At 71.7% G+C, this 16,910-nt stretch carries 9 protein-coding genes and 2 pseudogenes; 6 read left to right on the top strand and 5 right to left on the bottom strand.

Annotated features, from left to right (window positions below; all coding sequences use genetic code 11):
- Positions 1-352 precede the first annotated feature (352 nt).
- Positions 353-1,226 (bottom strand): annotated as a pseudogene (locus ND747_RS15695) (serine/threonine-protein kinase); the annotation flags it as partial.
- Positions 1,227-1,484: 258 nt separating this feature from the next.
- Between ND747_RS15695 and ND747_RS15690 the strand changes: the two are divergent.
- Both ND747_RS15690 and ND747_RS15685 read left to right on the top strand, forming a co-directional pair.
- Positions 1,485-2,984 (top strand): carboxyl transferase domain-containing protein, encoded by a 1,500-nt coding sequence (locus ND747_RS15690; protein WP_251734365.1) that lies wholly within the window; start codon positions 1,485-1,487, stop codon positions 2,982-2,984.
- Positions 2,985-3,126: 142 nt separating this feature from the next.
- Complete coding sequence (locus ND747_RS15685) at positions 3,127-3,999, top strand: alpha/beta fold hydrolase (RefSeq protein ID WP_251734364.1); 873 nt, start codon at positions 3,127-3,129, stop codon at positions 3,997-3,999.
- A gap of 47 nt (positions 4,000-4,046) precedes the next feature.
- Here ND747_RS15685 and pcrA read toward each other — a convergent pair whose 3' ends face one another.
- The 3 genes from pcrA to guaA form a co-directional block, all read right to left on the bottom strand.
- On the bottom strand, positions 4,047-6,611 hold the full coding sequence (gene pcrA, locus ND747_RS15680; RefSeq protein WP_251734363.1) for a DNA helicase PcrA: 2,565 nt from the start codon (positions 6,609-6,611) through the stop codon (positions 4,047-4,049).
- 64 nt (positions 6,612-6,675) lie between these two features.
- The gene (locus ND747_RS15675; protein ID WP_251734362.1) at positions 6,676-7,881 is read right to left on the bottom strand and encodes a threonine/serine dehydratase; all 1,206 of its coding nucleotides are present in this window, start codon (positions 7,879-7,881) and stop codon (positions 6,676-6,678) included.
- Between the two features lie 209 nt (positions 7,882-8,090).
- Positions 8,091-9,764 (bottom strand): glutamine-hydrolyzing GMP synthase, encoded by a 1,674-nt coding sequence (gene guaA / locus ND747_RS15670; RefSeq protein WP_285900605.1) that lies wholly within the window; start codon positions 9,762-9,764, stop codon positions 8,091-8,093.
- 561 nt (positions 9,765-10,325) lie between these two features.
- On the opposite strand from guaA, the gene ND747_RS15665 reads away from it, so the two are divergent.
- From ND747_RS15665 to ND747_RS15650, 4 genes and pseudogenes are all read left to right on the top strand, one after another.
- Positions 10,326-14,219 (top strand): nitrate- and nitrite sensing domain-containing protein, encoded by a 3,894-nt coding sequence (locus ND747_RS15665; RefSeq protein WP_251734360.1) that lies wholly within the window; start codon positions 10,326-10,328, stop codon positions 14,217-14,219.
- The gene (locus tag ND747_RS15660) at positions 14,216-14,638 is read left to right on the top strand and encodes a roadblock/LC7 domain-containing protein (RefSeq protein WP_163547517.1); all 423 of its coding nucleotides are present in this window, start codon (positions 14,216-14,218) and stop codon (positions 14,636-14,638) included. The genes ND747_RS15665 and ND747_RS15660 overlap by 4 nt, the downstream gene beginning before the upstream one ends.
- 25 nt (positions 14,639-14,663) lie before the next feature.
- The gene (locus tag ND747_RS15655) at positions 14,664-15,023 is read left to right on the top strand and encodes a DUF742 domain-containing protein (RefSeq protein WP_251734359.1); all 360 of its coding nucleotides are present in this window, start codon (positions 14,664-14,666) and stop codon (positions 15,021-15,023) included.
- A pseudogene (locus tag ND747_RS15650) lies at positions 15,004-15,486 on the top strand (ATP/GTP-binding protein); the annotation flags it as partial. The gene ND747_RS15655 and the pseudogene ND747_RS15650, both read left to right, overlap by 20 nt.
- A 146-nt stretch (positions 15,487-15,632) precedes the next feature.
- On the opposite strand, the gene ND747_RS15645 reads toward ND747_RS15650, so the two are convergent.
- On the bottom strand, positions 15,633-16,910 hold a 1,278-nt coding region (locus tag ND747_RS15645), incomplete at its 5' end, for an ABC transporter substrate-binding protein (RefSeq protein ID WP_308204639.1).

Genomic DNA, 16,910 nt, shown 5'->3' with positions numbered 1-16,910 from the left:
GATGGACGACGCGGCGCTGATCAAGGCCGCCGGTCAAATTGGCTATCCGGTGCTGATCAAGCCGTCGGCCGGCGGGGCGGCGGGATCGGCGTCGGTGGCGGCACGGCAGGTCGGAAGGCCGAGGCCGGCGGCGGCACCCCGACCGGCCAGGGCCCCGCGGCAGGAGCCGGCCGGTCCACCCGCGGTGACCAACCGGTGGCTGGTCGGTCCGCCGGAGCCGCGCCACCAGCGGGAGTCGCACCACCAGCGGGCGTTACGCCCCCGGCGGGAGTTACGCCATCGGCGGGATTTGCACCCACGGCCGGACCGGCCGCGCCGGGCAGCACGGTGATGCTTTCGGTGGGCGCTCTGCCGGTCCCGGTCCAGGTGCGTTCGAGAAAGTCGCCGGCCACTGCGTCGGCCTCGGTGACGCCTTCCACCGAGGTGCGCCCGACCAGCGCGGCGAGCAGCGCGGACGCCGTCGGCCGGCGCGCGGGATCCTTCGACAGGGACCGGGCGACGACGCTGTGCAGGTAGGCCGGCAACGCGTCAAGATCCGGGCTGTCCCGCTGGACCCGCAGGGCAAGCTGGTCGGGCGACTCGGCGTGGAAGGGGTGGCGTCCGGTCGCCCCGTACGTCACGCAGTTCGCCCAGGCGAACACGTCCGCCGACGAGCCGGACGGCTCCCCGCGCATCTGCTCGGGCGACATCCAGGCCAGTGTCCCGATCACATGACCGGTGCGGGTCAGGGTGCTGCTGTCGGTCAGGTGCGCCACCCCGAAGTCGATCACTTTCGGGCCGTCCCAGGCCAGCAGGATGTTCGACGGTTTGAGATCACGGTGGACGACACCGGCGGAATGAATGGCCACCAGCGCGTCGGCGAGGCCGACGGCCAGGCCACGCACGAGGTGGTTCTCCAGGCGCCCCCGGGCCCGGACGGCCTGCGCCAGGCTGATGCCCTCGACGTACTCGGTGACCATCCACGGTGCCAGCGCCTCGGTGTCGGCGTCGAGGACGGCGGCCACCGCGTTGCCCCGCACCCGCAGCGCGGCGTGCACCTCCCGTTCGAACCGGCTACGGAACTCGACGTCCTCGGCCAGATCCTCGGCGGCCACCTTGACGGCCACGGCTCGCTGATCGGGAGTGAACCCGAGGTAGACGGTTCCCATCCCACCGGCCCCGATCCGGTTCTGCAGCCGGTACGGACCGATCTGGCGGGGATCTTCCTCCAGCAGCGGTGTGAGCATCGCTCTCCTCACTGCACCGGGGTCGCGGTTGTGGTGCGAACGCCCGCCCTTGCCGGGGACAGTGAGTCACAGCGTATGTCGATCGCCCTCGCGGGGCAGTCCGCCCGATACATCACATTTGTCCCCTTCCATCCGTCATCACGGATCGCTCGAGCATCACCCGCCGGGCCCGCCGTGCGTGCCCCGTCGCGGCGTGTCCTGTGACACCGCGGCCGGCACGCAAGCCACCACCGCGGTTCGCACCCGCAAGATGCGGACATGGACAGGACGAGCCAAGCGGGAGCACGCACGCCCGCCGAGTGGCGAACGACCCTGCTGGCGGGCATCACCCTGCGGCCCGCAACCGCGGGATCGCCCAATCGCCTGGGCTGGCCGGACTACGACGGACGGCCGGCACTCAGGTGGGGCACCGGACCGATCGCGGGAGTCGAGGCGGTCGCCGCGATATGGGACTTTTCCGTACACGGTGGAAGTTTTGGGGCGGCGGACGCGGCCGGCTTCGCCGCTGCGGCGGCCGAGGCGGCGACCACCCGCCGTCCACTGGTGTCGTTCCTGCGCAGCGGCGGCACCCGCCTGCAGGAAGGGGTTGCCGGGCTGGTCGGCCTCCCCCGGGTGGCGTTGGCCCTCGCCGCCCTCGACGAGGCCGCCGTCGGGCATGTCGCCGTGGCGGACCAGCCGACGACCGGCGGGGTCTGGGTCACCATCGGCTCCCGGTGCGACCTGCGCTGCGCGGTTGCCGGGGCGACCGTCGGCTTCTCGGGCCCCCGGGTCGTCGCGGCGATGACCGGCACCCCGCCACCGCCCGGCAGCCACAGCGCCGCCCCCGCGGCGGCGGCCGGCCTGGTCGACGCGGTGCTCGCCCCCGAGGCCGTCGCCGCCTGGCTGCACCGGGCCCTGACCGCCCTGTCCTCCTCGCCCGCCGCTACGTCGCCGCCACCCCCATCATCGAGCACGACGGGCACCGTGGAGGTGGCCCGGGCGGGCTGGGAACAGGTGCTCGCGGCCCGGACCGTCGCCCGCCCCCACGGCACCGAGCTGCTGCACGCGCTGCTGCCCGACGGCGTCGATCTCGCCGGCGCGGACCCCTGCGTCGCCGTTCGCATCGGCCGACTCCCCGGGACGGCACCGAACCAGGACGAGACGTCCGACCAGGGCGAGGCACTGACCGGGGACACGGTCGGTGGTCCGCGCACCGCGGTGGTCGTGGCGCTCGGGGCCTCCCGCGGCAGCGCACCAGGCCCGGCCGGTTACCGTCTGCTGTCACGGGCGGCCCGGTTGGCGGGCAAGCTCGGCGTCGGACTGATCACCCTGGTGGACACCCCGGGAGCGGCGTCCGGACCGGCAGCCGAGACTGCCGGCATCGCCGCGGCGATCGGCGACGCGATGGCGGCGGTACTCACCTGCCCCTCACCCACCGTGGCGATCGTGCATGGCGAGGGCGGCTCCGGCGGGGCACTCGCCGCGACCGTCACCGACGTGGTCGTCATGACACCGCACAGCTATTTCACCGCGCTGTCCCCGGAAGGCGCCGCGGTGACCCTGCGGATTCCGGTTGCGCAGGCGGCCGACGCCGGCGGGCTGCGTCCCGTCGACCTGCACCGGCTCGGCTTCGCCGACCAGCTGCTCCCGGGGACCGATGTCGCCACGATCGTGCGCGCCGCCGTCGCGCTGTTCGTCCAGCTGCAGGCGCAGGACCCTGACCTGCGCAACCGGCTCCGACGGGCCCGCTGGTCGACAGAACTACGTAACAGTCTGTAATCTCTTTGCGTTTCCCGGAACAGGTCGGATGTGCCCGACGATGCCGGACGCCCGCCGCGCCCGCCCGGCGGCGGGCCCGGTTGCGGCGCCGACGCAGCCCGCGAGGCAGGGAGAGTGATCAGACATAACCGCCACATCTCCGGTGGGCGCAGTCGAGTCCGCCGCCAGCTGGTCGCCGCCGTCCCCGCGTGAGCGTGGTCGAACGATCACCGCAGGTCTGCTCGCGACACCGGCCGGCGCCCGCGGCCTGGCCGTCGAGACCGCATGCCTGGCGACCCATCTGGCGCTGTACCCGGCGGGCGCGCTGCGACGTCTCACCCAGCGCGACGAGGGCTACTCCCTGGACGGACTCGCACCGCTGGAACGCGGCCTGCTGGTGCGCTCCCCCGACACCGCCACCACCCCGGTGCTACTCGTGCACGGACTGGTCGACAACCGGTCGATCTTCACCCGGCTACACCGCCACCTGCGGCGACGTGGTTTTCGCCGGGTTGTGCCGGTGCAGCTACCGCTACGCACCACCTGCGTCGAGGACGGCGCCCGGGTGCTGGGTGAGGCCGTGGCCCGGATCGCCGGAGCGGACGGCCAGGTGACCATCATCGCGCACTCCCTCGGCGGCCTGGTCGCCCGCTACTACGTCCAGCGAATGGGCGGTGACCGGCAGGTCGGCACCCTGATCACGCTCGCGACCCCGCACGGCGGCACCCGGCTGGCCGAGCTCGTGCCGCGGGCACTGCCGTATCCGCTGCTACGCCAGCTACGAGCGGACTCGCCGCTGATCGCGGAACTGGCCGAACCCGCACCGGGCTGCCGCACCCGGATCTTCGCCGTCGCCGCCGCACTCGACACGGTGGTCCGCCCCGCGCAGGCCGCCGTCCATCATCCCGATCTTGATGCGGTCAACCTCACCGTGCCGGGGCTGGGCCACCAGTCCCTGGCGTTCAGCGGCACCGTGGCGCACCAGATCACCACCTGGCTCACCGGCTCCGCGCCGGATTCCCCCGACGCGGACTGACCTCGGGGCCGGCCCTTCGACGGGTCCGGTCGCTCTCTCGACGGCGTTCAGAGTTTTTCGACGGGCGCATAACGCAGCAGCAGCCGTTTCGTGCCGGCCTCGGCCCCGAAGTCGATCGTCGCCTCGGCCGAGTCGCCGAACCCGGCGATGGCGACCACGACCCCGAGCCCGAAGCTGTCGTGCGTCACCCGGTCACCCTGGTTCAGTTCGACCACCGCCCGCGCCGCTGGACGGGCCCGCCCGGCGAACGGCGAGTTCGCCAGCGGCCGGCGCGCAGACGCCGATCCACCGGCCGCGGCACCCAGGCCAGCACTGCCGAAGCTGCTCCCGGCCGAACCCGAACCCCAGGTGCGGGTGGCCGGCGGCGGGGCCGCCTCGGCCAGACGACGCCAGTCGATGAGCGCATCGGGCACCTCACCGAGGAAGCGGGACGCCGGGTTGTAGGCCGGTTGGCCCCAGGCACTGCGCACCACCGAGCGGGTGAGATACAGCCGGGCCCGGGCCCGGGTGACCCCGACGTAGGCGAGGCGACGCTCCTCCTCCATCTGGGCGGGGTCACCGAGGGTGCGCAGGTGCGGAAAGACACCGTCCTCCAGGCCGGTGAGGAAGACGACGGGAAACTCCAGTCCCTTGGCGCTGTGCAGGGTCATCAGGGTGACGACCCCGTCGGACCCGTCGTCGGTGGGAATCTGGTCGGCGTCCGCGACCAGCGAGACCTGCTCGAGGAAGGCGGCGAGGGAACCCTCGGGGTTGCGCTCGACGAACTCCTGCACGACGCCGACGAACTCCTGCAGGTTCTCCACCCGGCCCTGCGACTCGATGGTGTCCTCGGCGAGCAGTTCCGCCAGGTAGCCGGTGCGTTCCAGCACCGCCTCGACCAACGCCACCGGACCCTGCGCCTCGACCGCCCGCAGGCCGGTGAGCAGCGCGGCGAACTCGCGCACCGCCTTCGCCGAGCGGGCCGCGAGGCCCGGCACCTCGCCCACCCGGGCCAGGGCCGCGGGGAAACCGATCCGCTCGGCCTCGGCGAAGCCGGCAAGCGCCGCCTCGGCCCGGTCTCCGATGCCCCGGCGTGGCACGTTCAGGATGCGCCGCAGGTTCACCGTGTCCGCCGGGTTGGCCAGCACCCGCAGGTAGGCGAGCAGATCCCGGATCTCGCGGCGCTCGTAGAAGCGCACCCCGCCGACGACCCGGTAGGGCAGCCCGACCCGGACGAAGATCTCCTCGAAGACCCGGCTCTGCGCGTTCGTCCGGTAGAACACCGCGACGTCCGCCGGACGGGCGAGGCCGGCATCGGTGAGCCGGTCGACCTCCTCGGCGACGAACGCCGCCTCGTCGTGCTCGTTGTCGGCGACGAACCCGACGATCTTCTCACCGTCGCCGGCGTCGGACCACAGCCGTTTCGCCTTACGCTGGTTGTTGCGTGCGATCACCGCGTTCGCGGCGGACAGGATGGTCTGCGTCGACCGGTAGTTCTGCTCCAGCAGGATCACCGCGGCGGCCGGGAAGTCCTCTTCGAATTCCACGATGTTGCGGATGTTCGCCCCGCGGAAGGCGTAGATCGACTGGTCGGCGTCCCCGACCACGCACAGCTCGCCTGGCGGCACCGCGCCGGACGGCCAGGTGGCCGACTCACCCATGGCGACCGCGGCCCCGGCCGCACCGGCACCCGCGGCTGCGGTGGCGCTGCCAGCACCGGCGGTCTCGTCGGCGCCCGTCGCAACGGTGCCGACGGCACGGCCCGCGCCGTGCGCCGGCTGGCCGACGAGTTCGCGGATCAGCACGTACTGGGCGTGGTTGGTGTCCTGGTACTCGTCCACCAGGATGTGCCGGAAGCGACGCCGGTAGTGCTCGGCGACGTCGGGAAACGCCTGCAGCAGGTTCACCGTCGTCATGATCAGATCATCGAAGTCGAGCGCGTTGGCCTGCGCGAGGCGCTGCTGGTAGGCGGCATACACCTCGGCGACGGTGCGCTCGGGGTGACTGGACGCCCGGTCCCGGGCCATCTCCCAGTCGATCAGTTCGTTCTTCAGGTTGCTGATCTGCGCGGCCAGACCACGCGCCGGATGCCGCTTGGGGTCAAGGTCGAGATCCCGGGTCACCAGGGTGATCAGACGCTGGGCGTCGGCGGCATCGTAGATGGAGAACGACGAACCGAATCCGAGCCGCTTGGCCTCCGAACGCAGGATGCGCACACAGGCCGAGTGGAACGTGCTCACCCACATCGCCCGGGCCCGCGGGCCGACCAGCGCGCTGACCCGCTCGCGCATCTCGGCCGCGGCCTTGTTCGTGAACGTGATCGCCAGGATCTCCCCCGGCCGCACCCCGCGCGCCGCCAGCAGGTAGGCGATGCGATGGGTGAGCACCCGGGTCTTGCCCGAACCCGCACCCGCCACCACCAGCATCGGCGCGCCGATGTGCACCACGGCCGCGCGCTGCTGGGGGTTGAGCCCGTCGAGCAGCCCTTCCGCATCGAGACGGGGCAGGCCACCCGATCCGCCCGACCCGTCTCGCGACTCGTCCCCCGCGGTCGGGGCGAGCACCGCCGGGCCGAACAGGTCGTAGGGCACGCCGCCGACGGCACCGGAGGACTCACCGAACAGTGTGCTCATACAACCTCGATCATACGTTCGACGTCGAACCGGCCGGCGAACGGCACCGACCCGCCAGGCCACCTTATGGGCAGCGCGATCCGGCCATACCCGGCGGGCCGGTCACGCCCGTGGTCCTGGCCAGATCGGCAGGCGTGGCCAGATCAGCAGGCGTGGCCAGCGCACGCACCCGGGCGTCCACGGCCGGATCGATGTTGCCGCCGGACAGGACGGCCACCGTCGGTCCCACGGCCAGCTCGCCGTGGCGCAGCAGCGCCGCGACCGGTGCCGCCCCGGCGGGCTCCACCACGATGCCGGACCGGCGCAGCCACACCATCGCCGACCAGAACGCCGACTCGTCGACGGTCACCACGTCGTCCACCAGGGTGCGGGCGAGCGCCAGGGTGAGCCGTCCCGGCTCGCGCACCGCCATGCCGTCGGCGATCGTGCCCCGTCCTGCCGACGGTGCCAGTGGGCGAGGCAGGGTCGGGCGCCGGCAGGGCCGCCCCACCACCCGCGCATCCACGGCGGGCAGCACACGTCGGCCCATGCGCAGGGCCGTGGCGAAGGCGGGAGCCAGCACCGACTGGACGCCGATGATCCGCACCTCGGGCCGGTGTGCCCGGATGGCCGCCGCGATCCCGCTGACGAGCCCACCACCGCCCACACCGACCAGGACCGTGTGCAGGTCCGGCACCTGGTCGAGCAGTTCCAGACCGATCGTGCCCTGCCCGGCGATCACCGCGGGGTCGTCGAAGGGGTGCACCAGTAGTCGATCCCCGGCTGCGGCGAACGTCGCGGCGGCGGCCAGCGCAGCCTCCACCCCGCCAGGCACCTGCTCGACCCGCGCCCCCAGCTCCCGAGTCCGGGCGATCTTGATCGGGTTGGCCCCGGCCGGAACGAAGATCGTCGCTGGAACGCCGAAGGCCGCCGCCGCGTAGGCCACACCCTGGGCATGGTTGCCGGCGCTGGCCGCGACCACCCCGCGCATCCGCGCGTCCGGATCGGCGAGCGCCACCCGGTGATAGGCACCGCGCAGCTTGAACGAACCGGTGTGCTGCTCGTGCTCGCACTTGAGCCAGACCGGCACGCCGAGCTCGGCGCCGAGCCGGTCGTCCCGCACGACCCGGGTCCGCCGAGCGACACCGGCCAGCACCCGCGCCGCGGTCTCGATCCCCGGCGGCACCGGCAGCAGGGCCGACGCAGGCAAGGACGCGGGCGGGACGGAACGGACAGACCCGGTGGACCCGGGCTCGGATGCCGGCTCGTCGTCGTCGGCAGGTGCGGTCATGGCGACCTCTCCGGTGGCAGTGCGGCCACCTCACCGTGGCCGCGGCAACAAAAAACCCCTCCGCCGACACGGCGGAAGGGCGGGGCGCGCGAGCCCGGTATGCGGGGTGCGCGCCTACGTAATGGCCATCTGGTGCACGGTCACCTCTTCAGAGTGCTCGCCGGCGGCCGGGACGTCAAACGCAGCCCCGGCCCCGGCGAACGACCGACCTACTCCCACTCGATGGTGCCCGGCGGCTTCGACGTGATGTCGTAGACAACCCGGTTGACCTGGGGAACCTCGTTGACGATGCGGTTGGAGATGCGCTCGAGCAGGGTGTACGGCAGCCGCGCCCAGTCTGCGGTCATGGCGTCCTCGCTGGTGACCGCGCGCAGGACCACGGGATGCCCGTAGGTGCGCTCGTCGCCCTGCACCCCGACCGACCGCACGTCGGCGAGCAGGACCGCGAAGACCTGCCAGATCTCCCGGTCGAGGCCGGCGCGACGGATCTCGTCGCGGACCACCGCGTCGGCGGCGCGCACGATGTCGAGGCGCTCGGGGGTCACCTCGCCGATGATGCGCACGGCGAGTCCGGGCCCGGGGAACGGCTGCCGCCAGACGATCTCCTCGGGCAGGCCGAGCTCCTCGCCCAGGCGGCGCACCTCGTCCTTGAACAGCGACCGCAGCGGCTCGATCAGCCCGAACTGCAGGTCGTCCGGCAGGCCACCGACGTTGTGATGTGACTTGATCTTGGCGGCGGTGGCGGAACCCGACTCGATCACGTCGGGATAGAGCGTGCCCTGCACGAGATGGTCGATCGTCGCACCCTCGGCCTCGGCGCGGGCCTCGAGCTCACGGGCCGCCTCCTCGAAGACCCGGATGAACTCCCGGCCAATGATCTTGCGCTTCTGTTCGGGCTCGGTGACCCCGGCGAGCGCGGCGGCAAACCGGTCGGCCGCCTTGACGTGGACCAGCTCCACCCCGGTGGAGGCGACGAACTCCCGCTCGACCTGCTCGGCCTCACCCTCGCGCAGCAGGCCATGATCGACGAACACGCAGGTCAAAGCATCCCCGACAGCCCGGTGCACGAGGGCCGCGGCCACCGCGGAGTCCACCCCGCCGGACAGCCCGCAGATCAGCCGGCCGTTGCCGACCTGGTCGCGCACCGCCGCCACCGCCTCCTCGACGATGTTGACCATCGTCCAGGTCGGCCGGCAGCCGGCACCGGCCAGCAGGAAGTGCCGCAGCACGTCCAGGCCGCGCTCGCTGTGCAGGACCTCCGGATGGAACTGGACCCCGAACAGCCGCCGCTCGCGGTCCTCGAACGCGGCGACCGGGGTCGACGGGGTCGACGCCGTCACCAGAAAGCCGGGGGGCGCCTTCGAGACCGAGTCGCCATGGGACATCCACACCTGCTGATCGACAGGCAACCCGTCGAACAGGACACCGGGTTCGGACACCGCCAGGCGAGTCGCTCCGTACTCGGCGGTTCCGGTCCGGTCCACCGTCCCGGCCAACGCCTGGGCCATCACCTGATGGCCGTAGCAGATACCGAGGACCGGTAGGCCGGTCTCGAACAACGCGGGATCAACCCGGGGTGCGCCGGGTGAGTACACCGAACGTGGCCCGCCAGAAAGGATGAGTGCGGACGGTCTACGGGCGAGAAGGTCCTCGACCGGCGTGTGCCACGGCACGATCTCCGAGTACACATGGCATTCCCGGACCCGGCGGGCGATCAGCTGGGCATACTGCGCGCCGAAGTCGAGCACCAGAACGGTGTCGTTCCCGGTGGGCCCCGCCCCCGCCCCCGGCCGAACGGGCGCCGCCCCAGGGACGGAGGATCCGCCCGCCACCGTACCGGCATGCTGCGCTCTCGCACCGTGACCAGGGTCGCCATGCTGCATCTCGCTCACCGCGCCAGCCTACGGATCCGCAACCACCTTCGGGCGGGAGCCCGGTGGCCGGACCGCCGGGACCCCGAACGAACGGACCCGAACGAACGGACCCCCGGCAAGCGGACCCCGGACGCGCGGGCCCTCGCCCGACGGGCCCCGACGGGCGAGGCACCCACGTGCACCCCTTCGGACAGCGCGACCGCCCAGGAGTGCCAATACCCCAAAGGTGCAATGCCGGGCAGGCAAGCTCGAACGTCGGAAGAGCCAGTGTCGTAGATGCCTGAGATGCCGGGTTTTGCACCAAGCTCAGCTCTGTCCGAGACAAGCTGCGGCGCCCGATGGCGTACGTTGTTGCGTCGCGCGCCGGGTTACCCGGACGGTCACGGCGCGCACTCCGGTTACAACGGACACCTGGCCACGAACGGGCTTACGGTAGGCACCTTTCGGATGCCGACTTCGTACCGCTATGGTGCTTGACAAGGGACATCCGGGCCCGATACCGAGCCCTCTGGCACGAAGTGTTCCGGGGGGACGGCGGAGAGGTTGCGAAGGTACGTGCGCAGACAACCGATGGCCAGTGGCACGGGCATCGCCGCAGACTCGGAGCCGACCTCGGCCCAGGGTCTGCCCGTGGACAACAAGGACGGCGCGGCGGCGCAGCGTGACGAGCGCCCGCCGACACCAGCAGGACCCGGGGGGTCGGGTCTGGGCCGGCTCCGCCATGCGGTCACCACCCCCACGAACTGGCGCGTCCGCACGAAGCTGATCGCGATCCTGATCGTTCCGGTCGTCGCGATCCTGGCCTACTCCTCGATCGCGGCCGGTTCGGTGCTGACCAACACCCGCGACGTCAACCGGATCTCCGACCTCACCCGGATCAGTAAGTCCGCCGTCAGCCTCGTCCAGGCGTTGCAGATGGAGCGGACGTACAGCACCGGATTCGTCGCCAGCGGTGCGATCGGTTCCCGCAACGCCGACCCCATCCCGGCCCGCCAGGCAGCGGTTAATGATGCCTATCGGGCATACACGGCAGTCGCGGACAAGCGGCAGGGATCGTTCGGTTCCGGCGTGCGTAAGGCACTCGAAGACGTGCACGACCGGATGGGCACGCTTCCCGCCAAACGGCAGGCGATCCAGCGGCTCGTCGACCCACGGGCGGTCGCAACGGCGTTTGCGCCGATCATCGACTCGTTGCTCGAGCTGGTTCGGCTCATTCCACAGGGAAATGACGACCAACAGCTGGATGACGGCGTCAACGCGGCGTTCTACCAGCTCTCCGCCACCGAACTTCTGGCCGAACAGCAGTCACTCGTGCTGCGCCTGATCGAGGGAGACGGCCGTCCCTTCCTCGAGCCCGACTTCCGGGAGTTCCTGTCGGCCGAGACCCAGCGTGGCCGCGACCAGGCCGTCATCGAGGACCTGCAGAGCCCCGAGCTGCTCGCCCTCTACCACCCGACGGTCGACGCGGACGCCAGCGGCGACATCAAGAACACCGACAACATCGTCGACAAGATCCTGAACGCGACGGTCGGCGAACGGCTCGACATCTCGACGGAGATCTGGAACCGCTCCACCCAGGAAACGATCAACATCGGCGTCGACGCGACCGGCAAGATGCTCGACGTCGTCGACCAACGGGTCGACTCGCTGCGTGGCGACATCCAGCGCCGGGCGCTGCTGTCCGGCCTGCTGGTCGTGCTCATCCTGGCCACCGCCCTGCTGGCCGCACTGGTCGTGGCGCGCTCCCTGGTCCGGCCACTGCTGGCCCTGCGTACCGCGGCGCTGGACGTCGCCGACCGCCGGCTGCCCGACGCCGTCCGCCGACTGCGCGACTCCACCGACCAGAACTTCGACGACGAGATCGAACCCGTCGGTATCACCACCGACGAGGAGGTCGGTGACGTCGCCCGGGCCTTCGACGAGGTCCACCGCGAGGCGGTCCGGCTGGCGTCCGAACAGGCGTCACTGCGAAACAACGTGAACGCCATGTTCGTGAACCTTTCCCGGCGAAGCCAGGGCCTGGTGGAACGCCAGCTGCGCCTGATCGACGACCTGGAAAACCGCGAGCAGGACCCCGACCAGCTGGCAAACCTGTTCAAACTCGACCACCTCGCCACCCGAATGCGGCGGAACAACGAAAGCCTGTTGGTTCTCGCCGGCACCGACACCGCCCGGCGCTGGACCCATCCCGTCCCGCTCAACGAGGTGGTCCTCGCGGCCATCTCGGAGGTCGAGCAGTACACCCGCGTCAAGCAGACCACCGCGGCACCCGTGTCGATTGCCGGTAACGGTGTCAGCGACGTCGTCCACCTGGTCGCGGAGCTGTTGGAGAACGCCACGTCGTACTCGCCGCCGGTGACCGACGTGCGGGTGACGAGCCATTCCCTCGGACCGGGCGCCGGTGCGATGATCGAGATCGAGGACCAGGGCATCGGGATGCCCGCCAAGGAACTCGAGCGGGTCAACGAGCGGCTGGCCAACCCGCCGGTCGTCGACGTGTCCGTCTCCCGGACGATGGGTCTGTTCGCCGTCGGTCGACTGGCCGGCCGGCACGGCATCCGCGTGCAGCTGCGTGAGTCCTCCTCCGGTGGCATCACCGCGGTCGTGCGGTTGCCCGCCCGCCTGGTCACCGGCGACAGCGCCGCAGGTGGCGGCGCGGGCCGGGTGCCCGCCCTCAACCGTCCCACCACGGCCCCGGCCCTGCCCGGCCCCGACAACGCCGATCGCCCGGCCATCGGTGGTGCCGAACCCGTCAGGCGCGGCGGGGCCACCCCCGCCCTACCGGCCGGTGCCGCCAACGGATCCAGCAACGGCCACCACACCCCGGCCGCCGCCGCCTCCTCCTCCTCCGGCGTCCCGGGGAGCCTGTTCGACGACTCCGCCACGCACCGGTTCCCGAACACCGGGCCCTTCCCGCTCACCGGGCCGATGGCGACGCCGGTCAGCTCCGACCGCACCGGACCGCATCCCCTGCCGAGCCGGCCGGGCCTCGGACTCGGCGAGTTCGGCCCCGACAGCGAGAAGCGGCCCGGCCACGAGCGGCCCACGGACGACATCCGTGACCGCGCGACCGGACCCAACCGCTCCGGTGGGCCGACCGGTCCGACCGGGCCGGTGCCCGGCGGGACCGGCCCACGCGCCGTCCCCACAGGTGGCGACGATCATGGGCCCGCTGATCGCGGCGAGCCGCAGGGGCGGCGCGCTCCGGACGGGCTCAACCCCGACACCGAGTCGATCGGACGGCGTGGACTACCCCGCCGCGAGCCGGCCACGGGCGAGCCGACCAGCCAGATCTCGTTCGGCGACAGCCGCTGGTCGACCCGGCCCAGGGCCGACGGGCCGCCGATCGCACCGAGCGAGCGTGAGCCCCTACCGGTGCGCGAACGGCCGAACGGGATCTCGGTGACCCCGGGCTCGTCGACGGGCCCGCACACCGCCAGGGGAACGGCTCCTGGCGAGGCGCCCACGGGGCCCCGGGGACGCGACCGGATCGAGGCGCCCACCACCGGCCCCCGGACCGGGCCGTCCCACGTCTCCACCGGCGAGCAGCCGGCAGCGCCCGAGCGCCCGACTGCCCGACCGGCACCGACCGGACCGGCACCGCAAGCCGCGTCGGCACCAGCCGAGCAGGCTGCAGCCGCCCAGCAGCCGGCGCCGGCCAGGCAGGCCGCGCCGTCCACCCCGGAACCCGCCACCCCGGAACCCGCCGCCGCGGACGCGGGGGCGGACCACGACGACGCCGAGACGTCACCGATCTTCGACTCGGTGTCGGCCTGGTTCCAGCGCCGCAGCCCGGCTCCGGCGACCGCACCCGGACTCGCTGCTCCCGCCGCAGCCCCGGCGGCTGCGGCACCACCCCAGCGGATTCGCCCTGAGGGCCAGGCGCCGAGCGCGCCGGCCACCCCGGCCGGTCGGCCGGCCGGCCGGTCAGGGCTCGGCGGCGCCTTCGGGCACCGGGTCCCGATGCGTCCGGGCCACGACCCGTTGTCCGGGTCCCGGCCAACCCCGGCCGGCGATCCCGTGGTGGAGGCGGCCACGCCGCTTCCCACCCGGGCGGCTCAGAGTCAGCCACAGCCGACGGTGGCCCAGGCCGCCGCCGGGGCATACCAGGCGGGTGGACCGCCGTCGGGTCCCCAGCCACTGGGGGCCCAGCCGGCCCAGCCCGCCGGCCGGGAGGGCTGGAGCTCTCCCGCCGACGCCGGTTGGCAGGCAGCCGAAGCGTCCCGCCGACCGGTCTCCGGCGGCGTGACCAGCTCCGGCCTACCGATGCGAGTTCCCATGACCCACCTCGTGCCCGGCAGCGCCGAACCCGCGCCACGCCGGCGTCCCGCCGAGACCGCGTCCCGGTCCCCCGAAGCTGTCGGTGGCCGGTTGGCCAGCTTCTACCAGGGCGTACGGCAAGGACGTGATGTCGGAGTAGACACCACGAGCAATTCCCGTCGTGACGCGCAGGAGGAACGGTGACACCCGTGAGTTCTGATGCCCAGAACCTCAACTGGTTGATCAACAATTTTGTCGACCGTGTACCGGGGGTTGCCCACACCGTGGTGGTATCCGCGGACGGTCTGCTCCTGGCCGTCTCGGACGGCTTCCCCCGGGACCGGGCCGACCAGCTCGCCGCCGTCGCCTCGGGGCTGGTCAGCCTGACCCAGGGCGCGGCCCGGGTCTTCGAGGCCGGGGCGGTGACACAGACGGTCGTGGAGATGGAGCACGGGTTCCTGTTCATCATGGCGATCAGCGACGGGGCGAGCATGGCGGTGCTGGCCGCGCCGTCCTGTGACATCGGGCTCGTCGGTTACGAGATGGCCCTGCTGGTCAGCCGGGCCCGGGACGTCCTGACCCCGGCCCTGCGCGCCGAGCTGCAGGGGACGCTTCCGCGGTGAACGAGCGGTCCCACAGGGAGTCAGGGTGAGTATCGATCCCGACAGCGCGCCTGGCCCGGTCGTCCGCCCCTACGCGATGACCGGCGGGCGTACGCGGTCACGCTACGAACTCGCCATAGAGGCACTGGTCATCACCACCCCGCTGGGCGAGGAGCGGGTCGTCGGCCTGAACCTCGAGCAACAGACCATCGCCGCCATGTGCCGGCAGGTGCGATCCATCGCGGAGATCGCCGCTGGCCTCCGGGTCCCGCTCGGGGTCGCCCGGGTGCTGGTCGGCGACATGGCGGACGAACGCATCGTCCGCGTCTATCAGCAGCCTGACCGCGACGAGGCACCGGATCTCGCGCTGCTCGAAAGGGTTCTCAGTGGCCTTCGAAAGCTCTGACAACAGGAGGGTGAACTCCTCCGTCGCCACGACCTCGGTGAAGATCGTGGTTGCAGGCGGATTCGGCGCCGGGAAGACCACGTTCGTGGGCTCGGTGTCGGAGATCGTTCCGCTGCGTACCGAGGCCGTCATGACCGAGGCCGGCGCCCATGTCGATGACCTGACCCATCTGTCGGACAAGACCACGACCACGGTCGCGATGGACTTCGGCCGCGTGTCCCTCGACGAGGACCTGATCCTCTACCTGTTCGGGACTCCGGGGCAGTACCGCTTCTGGTTCATGTGGGACGACATCGTGCGTGGTGCCATCGGTGCGATCGTGCTGGCCGACACCCGTCGCCTGGCGGACTGCTTCGCCGCCGTCGACTACTTCGAGCAACGTCAGTTGCCGTTCGTCATCGGGGTGAACTGCTTCGACGGCATTCTGCGGCACTCCATCGAGGATGTCCGCGAGGCCCTTCGGAAGGTCTCGATGCGGTCGCCCGGCCCGAATCTCCGGCTGGGACCGGGCCCGTCCGGGCAAGCGGAAGGCGCCGGGATCGCCGAAACCCGGCCGGGAGCACATGACCCCGGCCGGGTTTCGGCGGTCGTACCGACCCGCAGGTCGGCTCAGGTGGTCCCGGCCGGCAGCTCGCGCAGCTGCCCGTCGGTCGGGATCCGACTGTTGCTGCTGTTGTTCACGAGCTCCAGTTTCAGGTCGTTGTCGGCCTGCGTCCACTGGCCACCGACGGCGGCGACCCGCGCGACGTTCTTGGGCACGTTCGGCTGGGAACCGAAGGCCACCGGTCCGACGATCGTCTGGGCATCCACCTCACGGATCGCCGCGGCAATCGCCTCCCGCTCCAGCGACTCCGCGCTGCCCAGCGCCTTGACCGCCACCTCGAACAGGGCGTTGACGAAGCCAAGCACCGGCGTCCACACCCGGCCCGTGCTGCTGATGAAGTCCGTCGCCAGGTCCTTGGCGGCGCGGTTGTCCAGCGAGCTGCGGTACGGGTGGGACGGCGACCAGCCGATCTCGGTGGTGAGCCCGTCACCGTTGGAGCCGAAGGTCCGCACGTCCTCCTGGAAGTCGAGGGCCTTGGAGAAGGTCATCGCCTTTGGCGTGAACGAGCCGTTGCGGATCGAGCGTTGGAAGGCGTTGAAGTCCCCGGTCGGCATGATCCCGACCACGGCTTCGACTCCCGCGGAGGCGAAGGATGACGCATACGTCTCGAAGCCTGTCGTTCCGGAGGCGAAGCCCCCACGCGGCGAGGTCAGGTGAAAACCGTAGTTCTGGACGGTGGGAATTCCGAAGTCCGGGTTGGCGAAGGCAGTGCCGTCGGCGTCGTCGGTGTACACCAGACCCACCTTGGTGAGACCCAGCTGCCGCCACATCGCCACATAGGCGGAGACGATGTCCTCCAGGCCCATGTAAAAGTGGTACGTCCAGTGGAAGGGCATGTCGACATTGCCACCGCGCCCGTTCCACCACGACTGCCACGGAGCGACACTGGAGATGCACGGCACCTGGTTGATCTCGCACTGGTCGGCAACCGGAATCGCCGTGTCCGACGTGCCGCCGACCAGGACGAGGTCCACATCGTCCTTGTAGATCAGGTCGGTGGCCGCGGTACCGGCCCGGTCCTGGTCCGACTGGGAGTCACGCACGATGATCTCCACCGGATAGGTGCGACCGCCGACCTTGATGCCGCCGGCGAGCACTTTGCGCATCCGCTGGACGACGAAGGCGTCAACGGCGCTGTAGGCGTCAAGCGTCCCGGTGCGGGGCAGCACGTAGCCGATGCGCACCTGACGGGCGGTGCTGCCCGACGACGATCCACCGCAGGCGGCCAGCAGACCCGCGGCCGGCGCGGCGACGGCCGCGGCGCCGGCCCAGCGCAGCAGGCG

The organism is Frankia sp. R82 (assembly GCF_023716925.1).
Lineage (GTDB): Bacteria > Actinomycetota > Actinomycetes > Frankiales > Frankiaceae > Frankia.
This window is presented reverse-complemented; position numbering and strand designations above follow the sequence as displayed.